This is a genomic window from Corynebacterium hiratae (assembly GCF_009708045.1).
Lineage (GTDB): Bacteria > Actinomycetota > Actinomycetes > Mycobacteriales > Mycobacteriaceae > Corynebacterium > Corynebacterium hiratae.
In genome coordinates, this window is sequence record NZ_VIOG01000006.1 from 103,301 (window position 1) to 118,874 (window position 15,574).

Genomic DNA, 15,574 nt, shown 5'->3' on the forward strand with positions numbered 1-15,574 from the left:
CTCCTTAATCGTTTTTCTTGCGATAGGTGTTGAGGGTGGCCAGTCGGTGTTGCCTGGCCACTTTTTCTATGTAGGCGGGTTCCGCGCCAGCCTCGATGAGGCTGACCAATTGCTCGTGCTCGCGCGTTGACTCTTGGGCTCTCTCCGGCACGTAGCGGAAGGTCGAGACGCGGTGGTATTCCAATTGCTTCCATTGGTCCACCACCAAGTCCTTCAACCTCTCGTTCGGGCACTTGGAGAAGAGAACGCTATGAAATTCTTTGTTGAGCTGGGTAAATTCTTCTGGATCGTGGTGGATATCGAGCTCCCGCATGCGCTGGTTGATCTCCCGCGCCCGGGCAATATCCTCCGCGTTGAGATACGGGGCGGATTGGGCCGTGGCATTGGCTTCCACGGTGGCCACGATGTCCATGGATTCGTAGTAGGCCTCGCGATTGTAGGTGGTCACGCTGGCACCGACGTTGCGTTCGTAGGTGACCATCCCTTCCGCTTCGAGTTGCCGAATAGCCTCACGGACGGGAACTACGCTGATCCCCAGTTCATCCGCGATTGTTGCCAACACGAGGCGATACCCGGGCTCATAGTCGCGAGTCCGAATCCTTTCACTTATCCAGTTATAGGCTTGTTGGGATTTACTTTCCCCGGCTGGTGCTGCGGTTTGCGTCATTGACCACCTGCCTTTCCATCACGGAAAGCGATGTAGGCTTCCTTGTTCGCTCCGGTCGGCGGGAAGAGCCCATCCAAGCTGGCGCCCGTCTCCACCTGGGAGGCGACCCATTCGTCCTCGTGCTCCTTAGCCAGGGCACCTGCGGCGACTTCGGCTGCGATATCGCGGGGGATGACCACGACGCCGTCATCATCACCAACGATGATGTCACCCGGGAGGACGGTGGCGTTGCCGCAGGAGACAGCGATATCGCTGTCCCATGGGACATGCTTGCGGCCGAGAACGCACGGGTGTGCGCCCTGCGTGAAGACGGGCAGACCAATCTCCTTAACGGCCTCGTAGTCTCGCACGCCGCCGTCGGTCACGACGCCTGCGGCACCGCGGACCTTCGCCCGCAGCGCCAGGATGTCGCCGAGTGTTCCGGAGCCGGATTCCTGGCGGGCCTCAATAACGATGACCTCGCCTTCCTTGACGGTGTCGAAGACCTTCTTCTGCTCGTTGAGTCCACCGCCATGAGACTTAAACAGATCCTCACGGCCAGCCACGAAGCGCAGCGTGCGGGCAACACCCACCATCTTGGTTCCCTTGGCCTGCGGGTAGACGCCTTCGATCACGGATTGGTTGATTCCGCGCTGTCGCAGCTGGGCGGACAGGCCGGCGGTCGGTGCCTTCTCCAGCGCTGCCTTGAGCTCGGGGTCGAGCCCGCCCTCATCCTTGGGGGGAAGGCCGGCGGATTCGCGGTCACCGTAGGCGTCCTCGCGCTGCTTATCGTCCACGTAGGGCAGGTTGCCCAGCTGCGGATCGAAGGAAGCGGGGACTTCCTTCACGGTGGTCTTCAGCCTGCCGGAGCTCACGCCACCTGGCACGTCAACCTCGACCTCAACAACGTCACCAGGCTCAATGACAGAGGAGCCCGCCGGGGTACCGGTGAGGATGATGTCGCCGGTCTCCAGCGTCATGTGCTGGGACAGGTCGGCCACAAACTGCGCGAGCGGGAAGATGAGATCCTCATCAGAAGAGGTTCCTTCCTGGACAACCTCGCCGTTGACCCACGTGCGCAGGCGCAGGCCCTTGGGGTCGATCCCTTGGGCGTCGATAAGCTCCGGCCCAATGGGGGTGTATCCATCGCGGGACTTGGAGCGGGTGTTGGAGCCTTTATCCTGCACCTTGTAGTCATACAGGCCGATGTCGTTCGAAGCCGTCACGTAGGCGACGTGCTTCCACGCATCCTCAAGCGATACGTTGCGGGCCGGGGTTCCGATGATGAGCGCGATTTCGCCCTCGAAAGCCAGCAGCTCCGTTCCCTCGGGGCGTTCAACAACCCCGCCCGATTCAGCCAGCGTGCTGGTCGCCTTAAGGAAGTAGCTCGGGGTCTTGGGCCAGCGACCGCGCTGAGCTGCGCGGGACTCGAAAGCCACATGGACAGCGATCATTTTGCCCGGTTTAACCGGCAAGAACTCAGGTACAGCCATGAAGAATCCTTAATTGTGAACAAATCCTTGCCCAGATCGTATATTATCCCTACCACCACCGCAAGTGGTTCAACTCACACGCATTTCCATATATGGCACACCGCATGCCGAAAGGAACCAGAATGTCGCACACATCTGTCACGCCGGCAATTTCGACGGCCGAACGCCGCCGCGTCGTCGCCGCGACTACCATCGGTACCGCCATCGAGTGGTACGACTACTTCCTCTATGCCGCAGTGGCCGGACTCGTGTTCAACCAGCTCATGTTCGGCCCGCTCGAGGGTGGCCTAGCCACCATCATTTCCTTCCTGACCGTGGGATTGTCCTTCCTGTTCCGCCCGGTCGGCGCGTTCCTAGCAGGGCACTTTGCTGACCGGCTTGGCCGCCGCGTGGTTCTCATGGTCACGCTCATCGCCATGGGAGGTGCGACCACCCTCATCGGCCTTCTGCCCACCTACGAGACCGCTGGAATCTGGGCGCCGATCCTCCTCATCACCTTGCGCATCATCCAGGGCATCTCCGCAGGTGGCGAGTGGGGATCCGCCGTGCTCATGGCTGTGGAACACGCGCCGAATGACAAGCGCGGCCTCTACGGCGCAGGCCCCCAGATCGGCGTTCCTGCCGGTCTGCTGCTTTCTTCCGGCGTGCTCTCCATCATGAACACCATCGCGCCTGGCGACGCCTTCATGAGCTGGGGCTGGCGCGTACCTTTCCTGCTCTCCTTCGTTCTCATCCTGGTGGGCTACCTCATCCGCATGGGCGTCGACGAGTCCCCAGTCTTCGAAGAGATTGCAGAGCGCGAGGAGGAAGAGGCCACCAACCCCATTGGCAAGCTCTTCAAGAATTTCACCCCGCTGGTCCTGGTCGCGGCCCTCGTTTTTGCAGGTAACGGCACCGTCGGGTACATGACCACGGGCGGCTATATTCAGCGCTACGCCACCGATCCCGACGGCCTCGTTGCCCTCGACCGCGGTGACGTCCTCAACGCCGTGACCGTCTCTGCGGTCACGTGGGCATTGATGACGTTGTTCGCGGGATACATCTCCGATTACATCGGCCGCCGAAACACCTACCTCATCGGATTCATCCTGCAGGGAATCGGCGCTGCCGCCCTTTTCCCGCTGGTCAACACCGGTAGCCTGGGGCTTCTCTACGGCGCACTTATTTTCCTGACCGTCGGCCTGGGCCTGACCTATGGCGCACAGTCCGCGATGTACGCCGAGCTCTTCCCCGCCTCCATTCGCGCTACCGGCGTGTCCATCACTTATGCCCTCGGCTCGGTGTTGGGCGGCGCCTTCGCACCCATGATCGCCGCGTCGCTCGTGGAGGCTACCGGCACCACCTTCGCGGTGTCGGGCTACCTCGTCTCCGCCTCGATTGTCGGCTTCATCTGCGCCTTCATCCTGCGTGAGCGCAAGGGAATCGCACTCGGCGCAGAGCACGAGTCCGAGCAATCTCAGGGACACTTCATCTTCAGCCCGCGCTAGGCGACGTCCTGTGCGCAGATCATTGTGCAGGAGACGCGCATCATATATGATTCTAGAAATAAGACCCAGCTCACATCCTCCAGACGCCTTGAACTGAGTCACCACCTCCACGAGCAAAGCTCACAGAGCGATGGGGGAGTAGCTACCACCCCATCACTCGCTTTTGTTCTCGACCACGACAACCCGCTGACTAAGGAGTCCACAGTGCAGTTCCACCACAACGGCTACGTTTCGGAAGATCCCCGCGTGCACGAGCCCGCCGGGTATGGCATCGATCGCGCCACTGAGCTTCCCGATGAAATGGACGTCCTCATTGTGGGCTCCGGCCCAGCCGGCATGATCGCGGCCGCACAGCTAGCAATGTTTCCCGACGTCAACACGCGCATCATTGAACGCCGCCCCCACCGCCTCGAGTTGGGCCAGGCCGACGGCATCCAGTCCCGTTCCGTAGAAACCTTCCAGGCCTTTGGCTTTGCCAAGGAAATCACGGAAGAGGCCTACGAAATCACCGAGATGTCCTTCTGGAACCCCGATCCGCAGGACCGCTCCAAGATTGTTCGCGGTGCACGCCCGATTGACGACGAACACGGAATCTCCGAGTTCCCCCACCTCATTGTGAACCAGGCTCGCGTGTTGGACTACTTCGCCCGCTACGCACGCCGAGCACCCGGCCGAATCACCCCGGATTACGGCTGGAACTTCGTCTCCCTTGAGGTGGGGGAGGGCGAATACCCCGTGACGGTGCACCTCGAGGACGTCGATGGCAACCCGCGCGACGTACGCGCTAAGTACGTCGTGGGCTGCGATGGCGCGAAGTCCCGCGTCCGCAAGTCCATTGGCTGCTCGCTCAAGGGTGACCAGGCCAATCACGCATGGGGCGTCATGGACGTTGTCGTTGATACCGACTTCCCGGACTGGCGCACCAAGTGTGCCATCCACTCGCAGGCAGGCTCGATCCTGCACATCCCGCGTGAGGGCGGTTACCTCTGCCGCATCTACGTCGACCTTGGCGTCGTGCCCGAGGATGACAACCACAAGGTCCGCTCCACCCCGATTGAGAAGATCATCGAGAAGGCAAACGAGATCTACTCGCCCTACTTCATCGACGTCAAGATGGTCGCTTGGCACTCCGTGTACGAGGTAGGGCACCGCCTCGTCGATGCCTTCGACAACAACGATGAGGACCCGCGCGTCTTCCTCACCGGCGACGCCTGCCACACCCACTCCGCCAAGGCCGGCCAGGGCATGAACGTCTCCATGCAGGATGGCTTCAATATCGGGTGGAAGCTCGGCCACGTCCTCGATGGCCGCGCGCCGAAGGAACTCCTGGCCACCTACCACGGCGAGCGCCAGCCAGCCGCGCAGAACCTCATCAACTTCGACCGCGAATGGTCGACCCTCATGGCCACCCCAACCGAGGAGCTGGATGATCCCGAGGCAGTCGAGAAGTACTACGTCTCCGCAGAGGAGTTCGCCGCCGGCATGATGACGCAGTACGAAGAGAACCTCATCGTCGGCAACACCGAGCACCAGAAGTTGGCCGTCGGCTTCCCGGTAGGCAAGCGTTTCAAGTCCTACGAGGTTCTGCGCCGCTGTGACGCGTACCCCCAGCACCTGGGCCACCAGCACACCGCTGACGGCCGCTACCGCATCTACGCCTTCGCTGATGCCCCCAAGGCCGGCGAGACCTCAAGGCTCAGCGAGTGGGCTGACAAGGTGGGCCCCATCCTGGCTAAGTTCACGCCCGAGGGTGCCGATGAGAACACCTATTTCGACGTGAAGGCTATCTACCAGCAGACGAACCATCACGAGTACGAGATCCTAGACGCTCCGCTCCTGTTCCGCCCCCGCAACGGCAAGTTCAATATCCCGAACTGGGAGAATGTTTTCAATGCTCTGCCGGGAGACAAGGACATCTTCCACACCCGCGGCATTTCTCGCGACGGTGCCGTCGTCATCGTCCGCCCGGACCAGTACGTGGGAGCGGTCCTTCCGCTCGATGACCCAGCTGCCATCGAGGACTACTTCTCTTCCGCGCTCATCAAGCTCACGTAGTTCGTTTCAAGCTCAAGGAGCTTGAAACTGAAAGGGGCCCAGCACAACGCTGGGCCCTCTTTTAATGCCGCCGCTAAGCCCCCACAGAAAGAAAGAAACCTAGCAAAAGAAACCTAGATGCTGCCGAACACAGCACCTAGGTTTCACGTGAAACAACCTCGCAGGAATGCTACTGCAGCAGCGTCCTATCGGAGGTCGCTCCCTTAATCTTTGCGAACTCCGCCATGAGATCCTCTACCGTGAGCTTCGCCTTCTGCTCGGCGTCAGCGGAATAGATGATCTCTCCCTCATGCATCATGATGAGACGGTTCCCCACTTGCAGCGCTTGCGCCATATTGTGCGTCACCATCAGAGTCGTGAGCTGACCTTGCTCCACAATGCGCTTCGTCAGTGTCGTTACCAGCTCGGCGCGCTGCGGGTCGAGGGCCGCCGTGTGCTCATCCAGAAGCATCACCTTCGGGTTAGTAAAGCCGGCCATGAGCAACGACAGCGCCTGGCGCTGACCGCCGGAGAGCAACCCCACCTTGGTCCCCAGACGCTTCTCTAGGCCGAGCTCGAGGGATTCCAACTGTTCCACGAAGATGGCCCGGCGCGCGGAGTTGAGACCCAAACCGAGGCCCCGCTTCTTGCCACGCAGGTACGCCAAGGAGAGATTCTCCTCAATCGTGAGGTTTGGTGCCGTACCCGCCATGGGGTCCTGAAAGACGCGCCCGACCTTCCTTGCACGCTTGTGCTCCGGCTGGCTCGTCACGTCCTGGCCGTCGATCGAGATCTTTCCCGAATCCGGGATGAGCCGGCCCGCAACGGAGTTCAGCAGTGTCGACTTTCCCGCACCGTTGGAGCCGATAACAGTGACAAAGTCGCCGGAGGCAAGTTCCAGGGAGACGTCGCGAAGCGCACGGCGTTCGTTGACCGTACCCGGGAAGAAGGTCTTCGAAATCTTATCTACTTTGAGCATGATCTAGACCTTCCTCTTCCCGCGCACCTTCGTCATACGCGGCACCAGCAGAGCGACAATAACCAGCAGCGCCGTGATGAGCTTCATGTCATTCGGGTTGAGGCCTACCTGAAGCGCAGCGAAGATGATGAGACGGTAGATCACAGAGCCCAACGCCACCGCAACCACGGCCATCCACAAGCGCGACTGGGGGAGTACCGCTTGTCCCAGGATGACGGATGCCAGACCAACCAGGATGAGTCCGATACCCATCGAAATGTCGGCGAAGCCCTGGTACTGCGCGATGAGCGCACCGCACAGGCCCACCAGGCCATTAGACAAGGCCAGGGTCAGGATCTTGGTGAAATCGGTAGACACGCCAAAGGAGGTGATCATTTGCTGATTGTCACCGGTTGCGCGCAGAGAAAGTCCCAGGTCCGTGGACAGGAACCACACGATCAGCAGGCAGAGCAACACCGCACCCAGGGCGAGCAAGCCCACCCCGGCCCACGACCCCATTACTGCATCCAGCGGGGTAAACACCGAATCTTGGGAGAGCAACGGAACGTTGGCGCTGCCCATGATGCGCAGGTTGATGGACCACAGACCAATCATCGTGAGGATGCCCGCAAGCAAACCGTCGATGCGGCCTTTCGTGTGCAGAAGCCCCGTGATGCAGCCGGCGATAAAGCCGGTGACAAAGCCCGCGGCCGATGCCAGAAAGGGATTAACCCCATTCGTAATGAGCACGCCGGCCGTCGCAGCCCCGGTGGTAAAGGAGCCATCGACGGTCAGGTCCGGGAAGTCAAGGACGCGGAATGTCAGGTAGACGCCCACGGCCATGACCGCATAGATGAGCCCTAGCTCGAGTGCACCAATCACAGCTTCTCAGCCTTCTCCATGATCTCCTTCGGTACCTCAACGCCCTGTGCCTTCACGGCATCCTCGTTAATGACGTAGGTGTACTCAGAGGCGGTTTCTACCGGGGTCTCGGCCGGGTCTGCGTCGTCCTGAAGGATGCGCAGCGCCATCTCACCGGTCTGGCGGCCCAGCTCCTTGTAGTCGATACCGATGGTGGCGGCAGCACCACCTTCAACGGCACCCGAGTCCGCTGCGATGACCGGGATGGTCTTGTCATTCGCTACCTTGATGAGCGAAGAAATGCCGGAAACAACCATGTTGTCGGTCGGCACGTAGATGGCATCGACATCGCCCAGCGCCTCCACAGCCTGCGGGATCTCCGTCACGGAGGTCACCGTCTGCGACTTCACCTCAATGCCCTTCGGCTTAGCGGCCTCCGCCAACTGTTCCACCTGCACCTTGGAGTTGACCTCGGCGGAGGAGTAGACCACGCCGACGGTCTTGACGTCTGGGACCAGCTGGGTAATCAGCTCAACCTGCTCCTCGATGGGCGCGGCGTCAGAGGTACCAGTGACATTCTTGCCCGGCTTATCCAGGGACTCCACCAGCTCCGCCTCCACAGGGTCCGTCACCGCGGTGAACAGAAGCGGCTTGTCCTTGATGGACTTGCTCATGGCCTGGCCGGCTGGGGTGGCGATTGCCAGGTAGAGGTCGTGGTTAGCATTTGCCATCTGCTGGGAGATGGACACCGCGGTGCCCTGCTCGCCATTGGCATTCTGGATGTCCCAATCCACGTCCACGCCCGCTTCCTCGAAGGCTTCCTGGAAACCTTCCGCGGCGGCGTCGAGCGAGGGGTGCTGAACCAGCTGGTTGATACCGATGGAGTAGGAGTCTCCACCACCGGAATCACCGCCGGCGTTGTCCGAGGATGAGGAGCACCCCACGAGGGCGGCGGCGCTCAGAGCGAGAGCGGAGAGAGCAGCAGCAGTTTTAGAGAACATAACGGTCCTTTTCTACTCTAGAGTGACTGTTGTGACCGTTATTTAAGCCTCTTTCCATGCGTTTAAGCAGCAGTTTTGTGAATATTTTTCCCGCACGGGGGTACTCTTAGCCCTCCAAAAGCTATACTTTGACAGTTTTAGAGTTCTATATCACATGCTTAAGCTGCATGTTTCCTACATCACTGACCTCGCTGTGGCCCTGCAGCACATAGAGCCCACGGGGGTACCCGCTCACATTTATCTGTACGGCAGAAGGTATCGGTGTTAGAGTCAGTGATGTGAAGAACATTTCTAACCTTTGGTGGTGGCGCGCGTAACCCGCGGGCCTCGTTGTTCTCCCATATTTAAGGCCCGCAGCTGCGGGCTTTTCGGCGTTTTGCTCTCTTTAAAAGCTCGCGGCAGCACACAACATCGTTAAAGAAAGACACCGTATGCCGTTTACAGCCAAACGCGAGGTTGGGTACACACCCGACGCCAGTGCGCTCTTTTATGCCCTCGCCACGCCGCAGGATTCCCTGCTCTTAGAATCAGCGGACATTGAGTCCAAGAAGAACCTCACGTGTATCGCGATCACCAAGGCAGCGCTCAAAGTCGTCTGCCGCGGCCAAGAGGTCACCGCTACCGCATTAACGCCCGCTGGCCAGCTGCTCCTCGACGAGCTTCGCCAGGACTTCCGCTCCAGGATCAGCCAGGACAGCGAGGAGAGCGCCACCTTTAGTTTCGAGCTCTCCACCGAGCACGATGAGCGCGCCCGCCTCCGCGCCACCTCCACCGCGGATATCCTGCGGACCTTACAATTCAGCCAACTGTATTCCAGTGAATCACTGCCCTTCATCGGTGGCGGTTTCGCCTTCGACTACGTCGAAACCTTCGAGAAGCTACCCGCGGTTCCCGACGGACTCAACGGATACCCCGATTATGAGTTTCTCGTCGCCGAGCACGTCCTCACCGTAGACCATCTGACGGAGACCGCGAAGATCGAGGGGTGGGGCGTCGACAAGCAGGCGCTCGAGGAGGAGCTCGACCGCGCCGCCCGCACCGAGCCCATCACGCCCCAGCCCCCACAGCCATTGCCTCGTATCTCCGCGCACGCCTCCATCGACGACGCTGCTTTCCGACGTCACGTGGAGCGCCTCCAAGGCAACGTCCACGCCGGCGATATTTATCAAGTGGTCCCTTCCCGTGCGTTTAGCCTCGACTGCCCCGATGCCTTTGCCGCCTACCGCACGCTGCGTGAGACCAACCCCTCGCCGTACATGTTCTACCTGCGCGGCACCGAGCACGAGCTCTTCGGCGCCTCTCCGGAATCCAACCTGAAGTACACGGCCACCGACCGGCAGGTACAGCTCTACCCGGTCGCCGGCACCCGCCCGCGCGGCGCGACCCACGAGCTAGACATCCGAAACGAACTCGAGATGCGCACGGATTCCAAAGAGGTCGCCGAGCACATCATGCTCGTGGACCTGGCGCGCAATGACCTCGCCCGCGTCGCCGTCCCCGGCACCCGCCAGGTCGCTGACCTGCTCCAGGTGGACCGCTACTCCCGCGTGATGCACTTGGTCTCCCGCGTCGTCGCCACGCTGCACGAGGATTTCGACGCCCTCGACGCCTACCGCGCCTGCATGAACATGGGCACTCTGACCGGCGCGCCGAAATTGCGCGCGATGGAGCTTATCCGTGAGACCGAGGGCACTCGCCGCGGCTCCTTCGGGGGAGCTATCGGATACCTGCGCGGCGACGGGTCCATGGATAACTGCATCGTCATCCGTTCCGCCTACGTCAAGGATGGCACGGCCGTCGTCCAAGCGGGCGCCGGTGTCGTTCGTGATTCCATCCCCCAATCCGAAGCCGATGAAACGGTCCACAAGGCCTTCGCGGTGCTCAGCGCTATCGCCCAGGCACACAACGCATCCCTGGAGGTCATCCGATGAACCCACACGTCGTCCTCATTGATAACCACGATTCCTTCGTCTACAACCTCGTCGACGCCCTCGCCGGGTATAACACCACCGTCTTCCGTAATACCGTGCCGGTGGAGGAGGTTCTCGCCGCCCAACCCGACATCATCATCCTCTCTCCCGGCCCCGGCCATCCGCGCGACGCCGGATCGATGATGCAGCTTATCGACGCCTCCCTCGGCCGCATCCCCATCCTCGGCATCTGCCTGGGTTTCCAGGCGCTGCTCGATCACTTCGGCGGCACCGTCGAGCCCTGCGGCCCAGTCCACGGTTCCTCTGTGCCCATGACGCTGACCGACGCTGGCGCGAAGCACCCGCTCTTCCAAGGGCTCACAACTGATTCCGAGCCAGATAATCCGAACTACGTGGGCCGCCTCGTCCCCGTTGCGCGCTATCACTCCTTGGGCTGCGCGAGCATTCCCACCCAGATGCGCAGCCTCGCGGAGACGGAGACCGACATCGGCCCTGTCACGATGGCGGCAGAAACCCTCGACGGCATGGCCCTCGGCCTGCAGTTCCACCCGGAGTCGGTGCTAACTCCGACCGGTCCCATCATGATCGAACGCTGCATTGAACAACTTTCTTCTCTACCCACCATGGAAGGAACCAAGTAATGACCAATAATCACGCCCTCAAGACACTGCAGGAATTCCTCGATATCTCCGAACCGACCCTCGAGCAAGCAATCGAGGTCTTCACCCCGCTGACGGTAGGGGAGTATGACGACATCCATATCGCCGCCCTCCTTACTCACATCCGTACGCGCGGCGAGACCTTCGCTGATGTCGCCGGCGCGGCACGCGCTTTCATCAAGGCCGGCCGGCCATTCCCTGTCACCGGCAAGGGGCTCATGGACACCGCGGGAACCGGCGGCGATGGCGCTAACACCATCAACGTCACCACCGGCGCATCCCTCGTCGCCTCCGCCGGCGGGGTCAAGATGGTCAAGCACGGCAACCGCTCCGTATCCTCCAAGTCGGGCTCCGCGGACGTCCTTGAGGCCCTCGGCATTCCGCTTGATCTCGATCCGGACCGCGCGGTCCGCCAACTCGAGGCCTCGAATTTCACGTTCCTCTTCGCTCCCGCGTATAACCCGGCGGTTGCCCACGTGCAACCGGTGCGTAAGGGCCTTGGCGTCTCCACACTCTTCAACACCATGGGCCCGCTGCTCAGCCCAGGCCACCCGGAGTTCCAGATCATGGGCATCGCCAACCCCGAACAGGGTCAGCTCATTGCTGAGGTGTTCAAGGATCTTGGCCGCACGCGCGCGCTCGTCGTCCACGGCGCCGGCACCGATGAGATCGCTGTCCACGGCACCACCCAGGTCTGGGAGCTTCGCGACGGCACCATAACCCACTACGAACTCACCCCTGAGGACCTCGGCATTTCCCGCCACGAGCTAGCTGACCTCGCCGGCGGCAACGGCAAGGAAAACGCCGAAGCTCTGCGCGCCGTCTTCGCCGGCACCGGCAAGCCCGCCCACCACGATGCGATCGCCGCGACCGCCGGCGCGATGTTCTACCTCAATGGCACGACCGACTCCATCCAAGAGGGCGGCGCGCATGCCGACCAGCTCATCAAGGATGGCACCGTGGCCGCATGGCTGAAGAAGCACGAGGAGGCAAACTATGGCTCTGCCGACCGTGCTTGAGGGGATCGTCGCCAAGCGCCGCACGCATCTGCCCGCAATCCGTGAGCGCCTGGCGCACGTTGATTTAGCTTCCCTCCCGCGCTCGGAGCGCTCCTTCTACGATGCGCTCCGCGGCACCAACCGCTTCATCATGGAGTGCAAGTCTGCCTCTCCGTCGCTGGGGCTGATTCGTGAGCACTACGAGCCCGGGGCCATCGCACGGGTGTACTCGCGCTACGCTTCGGCCATTTCGGTGCTGTGCGAACCGGATCGTTTCGGTGGCGACTACGACCACCTTCAGACCGTGGCTCTATCCACGCACCTGCCCGTCTTGTGTAAGGACTTCATCGTTGACCCCATTCAGGTCTACGCCGCTCGCTATTTTGGCGCCGACGCCATTTTGCTCATGATGTCGATCGTCGATGACGACACCTACGCGGAACTCAAGCAGCTGGCGGATTCCCTTGGGCTCGATGTCCTCACCGAGGCCATCACCGAGGAGGAGGTCGCCCGCGCCACTGCCTTTGGCATCGACGTGATCGGAATTAACAACCGCAACCTCCACGACCTCAGCATCGATCTCACTCGCTCCGAGCGCCTTTCGCACCACGTTCCCTCTGGCAAGGTCATCGTCTCCGAGTCGGGCATCCGAGACAATCAGACCGTTCGCCGCCTGGGCTCTCATGCCAATGCCTTCCTCGTTGGCTCCCAGCTCACCGGCACGCCCGATATCGACCGGGCCGCCCGTGAGCTAGTCTATGGCCACAACAAGGTCTGCGGCCTTACGACGTGGTCAGCGGCCCAGGCCGCCCGTGCTGCCGGTGCCGTCTACGGAGGATTCATCTTCGAGGAGGCCTCCCCGCGCAATGTTTCACGTGAAACCGCGCTCGACATCATCGCCCACGAACCCGACCTCAACTACGTCGCGGTCTCTCGCCGCACCTCCGGCTGGGAGGAGCTTGCCTTCGACGGCATCGCCGCCCTACAACTCCACGCGCCTTACCAAGGAAGCACCGAGGCTGAGCTCGAACTCATTGAGTCAGTGCGCGCCGTGGCGGGGGAGCGGCAGGTCTGGCGCGCCATCGACATGAAGGCGCCCCATGCTCCCGCCCTTGCCTCCGCGCTTGCCGACGCCGCCGACATGCTCATCCTCGACTCTGGCGCCGGCGGCACCGGCAGCTCCTTCGACTGGACTACGGTTCCGGACGGCGTAAAGAAGAAGGCACTACTCGCCGGCGGCCTCAGTCCCGACAACCTACCGGATGCTCTCCGCGTCGGTACCGTTGGCCTCGACATCAATTCAGGCGTAGAGGTTAACGGTAGGAAGGACACCGCGCTCATCGCCAAGGCCTTCGACACCATTCGTCACTTTACGTATTAACCCCCATCCCAAGCTTTGCTCCAAGCCCTAGCTAAAAGGAACACTATGACCAACCAACAGGACACCAGGGAGACCCTCCTACCCGCTTATTTCGGGGAGTTTGGCGGACAATTCGTTCCCGAATCCCTCATCCCGGCGCTCGACCAATTGGAGAAGGCCTTCGTCGATGCCCAGAACGATCCCACCTTCCGCGAAGAGCTGGCCGGCTACCTTCGCGACTATCTCGGCCGCCCAACCCCTCTCACCGAAGCCACCAAGCTCGGCGGCAAGGCACGAATCTTCCTCAAGAGGGAAGACCTCGTCCACGGCGGTGCCCACAAGACCAACCAGGTGATCGGCCAGGCGCTCCTGGCCAAGCGGATGGGGAAGACCCGTATCATCGCTGAAACCGGCGCCGGCCAGCATGGCACGGCGACCGCCCTAGCCTGTGCTCTGCTTGACCTCGACTGCGTGATCTACATGGGCGCGAAGGACGTCGAGAGGCAGCAGCCCAACGTCTACCGAATGGAACTGATGGGCGCGAAGGTTGTTCCGGTCGACTCCGGTTCCGGCACGCTCAAGGATGCCGTCAACGAAGCTCTCCGTGACTGGACCGCCACCTTCCACGAATCTCACTACCTCCTCGGCACCGCGGCCGGACCCCACCCCTTCCCAACGATCGTCCGCGAATTCCACAAGGTGATCTCCGAAGAGGCCAAGGCCCAGATGATCGAGCGCACCGGCGGTTTGCCGGATCTCGTCGTCGCGTGCGTCGGCGGCGGCTCCAACGCCATTGGCATGTTTGCTGATTTCATCGACGAGGAGTCTGTCGAACTCGTCGGTGCGGAGCCCGGGGGAGAGGGACTCGATTCCGGGCACCACGGCGCCACCATCAACAACGGCACCATCGGCATCCTCCACGGCGCCCGCTCCTACCTCATGCGCAATGCTGACGGGCAAGTTGAGGAATCCTATTCCATCTCCGCTGGCCTCGACTACCCGGGCGTCGGTCCACAGCACGCACACCTTGCTAAGACGGGGCGAGCAACCTACGTTGGCATCACCGACGCAGAAGCCCTCGAAGCCTTCCAGCTCCTTAGCCGCCGCGAGGGCATCATCCCCGCCCTCGAGTCCTCGCACGCATTGGCCTATGCCCTCAAGCGCAAGGATGAAGACATCACCATTCTCGTTTCCCTGTCTGGGCGTGGCGACAAGGACATCGACCACGTCCGCCGAACCCTTAGCGAGCACCCCGAACTCAAGATCACGGAGGACAAGTAATGAGCCGCTACGAGAAACTCTTCTCCACCCTCGCCGCACGCGGTGAAGGCGCTTTCGTTCCTTTCATCATGCTCAGCGATCCCGATCCCGAGACCGCCCTCACCATCGTCCGCGCGCCGTCGCCGGTGGCGCCGACGCCCTCGAGCTTGGTGTCCCGTTCTCGGATCCTGTCGCCGACGGCCCAACGATCCAGGCCTCCCACATTCGCGCGCTCGCCGGCGGTGCAACGGTGGATTCCGCTATCGAGCAGATCCGTCAGATCCGCAGTGAATTCCCGGACCTGCCCATCGGCATGCTTATCTACGGCAACGTGCCCTTCACCCGCGGGCTAGAGACCTTCTATTCCGAGTTTCACGAGGCCGGCGCCGATAGCATCCTGCTTCCCGATATCCCTGTTCGCGAAGGCGCCCCCTTCGTCGCCGCAGCCGACAAAGCAGGAATCGATCCTATTTTCATCGCACCAGCACAAGCCTCCGAGAAAACCCTCGAGGGCGTAGCGAAGTATTCCAAGGGCTATATCTATGCGATTTCCCGCGACGGCGTTACCGGCACCGAGAAGGAGTCAGAGACACGCGGGCTCGCTGACGTAGTGGACAACGTGAAGCGATTCGGAGGTGCACCAATTCTCCTTGGCTTTGGAATCTCCACCCCGCAACACGTTGCCGACGCCATTGCTGCTGGCGCTGCGGGAGCAATCACCGGTTCCGCTCTGGCCAAGGTCGTTGATGCCCACCTCGACGATGACAACCGCCCCAACGACACTCTCGCCGCTGCGGTCACCGACTTCGTCTCCACCATGAAGGCAGCCACCAGGCAGAAGCAGTCCTAGCTAAGTTCAAATCATAACGGCCTCTTTCCGTCAGAA

General features: G+C 61.5%; 12 protein-coding genes and 1 pseudogene. 8 read left to right on the forward strand and 5 right to left on the reverse strand.

The annotated features are described in order from the left end of the window. Positions 1 to 4: 4 nt before the first annotated feature. The gene (locus tag FME68_RS06825; protein ID WP_046648738.1) at positions 5 to 667 is read right to left on the reverse strand and encodes a GntR family transcriptional regulator; all 663 of its coding nucleotides are present in this window, start codon (positions 665 to 667) and stop codon (positions 5 to 7) included. Continuing rightward, positions 664 to 2,139, reverse strand: a complete 1,476-nt coding sequence (locus tag FME68_RS06830; protein ID WP_158396829.1) for a fumarylacetoacetate hydrolase family protein — start codon at positions 2,137 to 2,139, stop codon at positions 664 to 666. The genes FME68_RS06825 and FME68_RS06830 overlap by 4 nt, the downstream gene beginning before the upstream one ends. Before the next feature lie 122 nt (positions 2,140 to 2,261). Between FME68_RS06830 and FME68_RS06835 the strand changes: the two genes are divergently transcribed. Both FME68_RS06835 and FME68_RS06840 read left to right on the forward strand, forming a co-directional pair. Continuing rightward, positions 2,262 to 3,626, forward strand: a complete 1,365-nt coding sequence (locus FME68_RS06835; RefSeq protein WP_070700982.1) for an MFS transporter — start codon at positions 2,262 to 2,264, stop codon at positions 3,624 to 3,626. Between the two features lie 204 nt (positions 3,627 to 3,830). Next, positions 3,831 to 5,681: an FAD-binding monooxygenase gene (locus FME68_RS06840; RefSeq protein WP_328287752.1), complete on the forward strand. Its 1,851-nt coding sequence runs from the start codon at positions 3,831 to 3,833 to the stop codon at positions 5,679 to 5,681. Between the two features lie 169 nt (positions 5,682 to 5,850). Here the strand turns inward: FME68_RS06840 and FME68_RS06845 are convergent, their stop codons facing one another. The 3 genes from FME68_RS06845 to FME68_RS06855 are packed head-to-tail and all read right to left on the reverse strand — an operon-like array spanning position 5,851 to position 8,480. Next, positions 5,851 to 6,639 (reverse strand): ABC transporter ATP-binding protein, encoded by a 789-nt coding sequence (locus FME68_RS06845; protein WP_046648735.1) that lies wholly within the window; start codon positions 6,637 to 6,639, stop codon positions 5,851 to 5,853. Between the two features lie 3 nt (positions 6,640 to 6,642). Beyond that, positions 6,643 to 7,500 (reverse strand): ABC transporter permease, encoded by an 858-nt coding sequence (locus FME68_RS06850; protein ID WP_328287753.1) that lies wholly within the window; start codon positions 7,498 to 7,500, stop codon positions 6,643 to 6,645. Next, positions 7,497 to 8,480 (reverse strand): ABC transporter substrate-binding protein, encoded by a 984-nt coding sequence (locus tag FME68_RS06855; protein WP_158396831.1) that lies wholly within the window; start codon positions 8,478 to 8,480, stop codon positions 7,497 to 7,499. The genes FME68_RS06850 and FME68_RS06855 overlap by 4 nt, the downstream gene beginning before the upstream one ends. Before the next feature lie 431 nt (positions 8,481 to 8,911). On the opposite strand from FME68_RS06855, the gene FME68_RS06860 reads away from it, so the two are divergent. The 6 genes and pseudogenes from FME68_RS06860 (at position 8,912) to trpA (ending at position 15,538) form a co-directional block, all read left to right on the forward strand. Next, positions 8,912 to 10,411, forward strand: coding sequence for an anthranilate synthase component 1 (locus FME68_RS06860; RefSeq protein WP_158396833.1), 1,500 nt, complete (start codon positions 8,912 to 8,914; stop codon positions 10,409 to 10,411). After that, a complete protein-coding gene (locus tag FME68_RS06865; RefSeq protein WP_158396835.1) occupies positions 10,408 to 11,052 on the forward strand; it encodes an anthranilate synthase component II in 645 nt (214 codons plus the stop codon). The genes FME68_RS06860 and FME68_RS06865 overlap by 4 nt, the downstream gene beginning before the upstream one ends. Next, positions 11,052 to 12,089 carry an anthranilate phosphoribosyltransferase gene (gene trpD / locus FME68_RS06870; protein ID WP_158396837.1) on the forward strand — a complete coding sequence of 346 codons (1,038 nt, stop codon included), beginning with the start codon at positions 11,052 to 11,054 and terminating at the stop codon, positions 12,087 to 12,089. Before FME68_RS06865 ends, trpD begins: the two co-directional genes overlap by 1 nt. Beyond that, positions 12,067 to 13,449, forward strand: coding sequence for a bifunctional indole-3-glycerol-phosphate synthase TrpC/phosphoribosylanthranilate isomerase TrpF (gene trpCF / locus FME68_RS06875; protein ID WP_158396839.1), 1,383 nt, complete (start codon positions 12,067 to 12,069; stop codon positions 13,447 to 13,449). The genes trpD and trpCF overlap by 23 nt, the downstream gene beginning before the upstream one ends. A 45-nt stretch (positions 13,450 to 13,494) precedes the next feature. Further along, positions 13,495 to 14,709 carry a tryptophan synthase subunit beta gene (gene trpB, locus FME68_RS06880; protein ID WP_158396841.1) on the forward strand — a complete coding sequence of 405 codons (1,215 nt, stop codon included), beginning with the start codon at positions 13,495 to 13,497 and terminating at the stop codon, positions 14,707 to 14,709. Then, a pseudogene (gene trpA, locus FME68_RS06885) lies at positions 14,709 to 15,538 on the forward strand (tryptophan synthase subunit alpha). The gene trpB and the pseudogene trpA overlap by 1 nt, the downstream one beginning before the upstream one ends. Positions 15,539 to 15,574: the final 36 nt, after the last annotated feature.

Coding starts and splice junctions, on each gene's coding strand:
- FME68_RS06830 (WP_158396829.1), bottom strand. CDS start 2,139: ATGGCTGTACCTGAGTTCTTGCCGGTTAAACCGGGCAAAATGATCGCT.
- FME68_RS06855 (WP_158396831.1), bottom strand. CDS start 8,480: ATGTTCTCTAAAACTGCTGCTGCTCTCTCCGCTCTCGCTCTGAGCGCC.
- trpD (WP_158396837.1), top strand. CDS start 11,052: ATGACCAATAATCACGCCCTCAAGACACTGCAGGAATTCCTCGATATC.
- FME68_RS06860 (WP_158396833.1), top strand. CDS start 8,912: ATGCCGTTTACAGCCAAACGCGAGGTTGGGTACACACCCGACGCCAGT.
- trpB (WP_158396841.1), top strand. CDS start 13,495: ATGACCAACCAACAGGACACCAGGGAGACCCTCCTACCCGCTTATTTC.
- trpCF (WP_158396839.1), top strand. CDS start 12,067: ATGGCTCTGCCGACCGTGCTTGAGGGGATCGTCGCCAAGCGCCGCACG.
- FME68_RS06835 (WP_070700982.1), top strand. CDS start 2,262: ATGTCGCACACATCTGTCACGCCGGCAATTTCGACGGCCGAACGCCGC.
- FME68_RS06825 (WP_046648738.1), bottom strand. CDS start 667: ATGACGCAAACCGCAGCACCAGCCGGGGAAAGTAAATCCCAACAAGCC.
- FME68_RS06865 (WP_158396835.1), top strand. CDS start 10,408: ATGAACCCACACGTCGTCCTCATTGATAACCACGATTCCTTCGTCTAC.
- FME68_RS06845 (WP_046648735.1), bottom strand. CDS start 6,639: ATGCTCAAAGTAGATAAGATTTCGAAGACCTTCTTCCCGGGTACGGTC.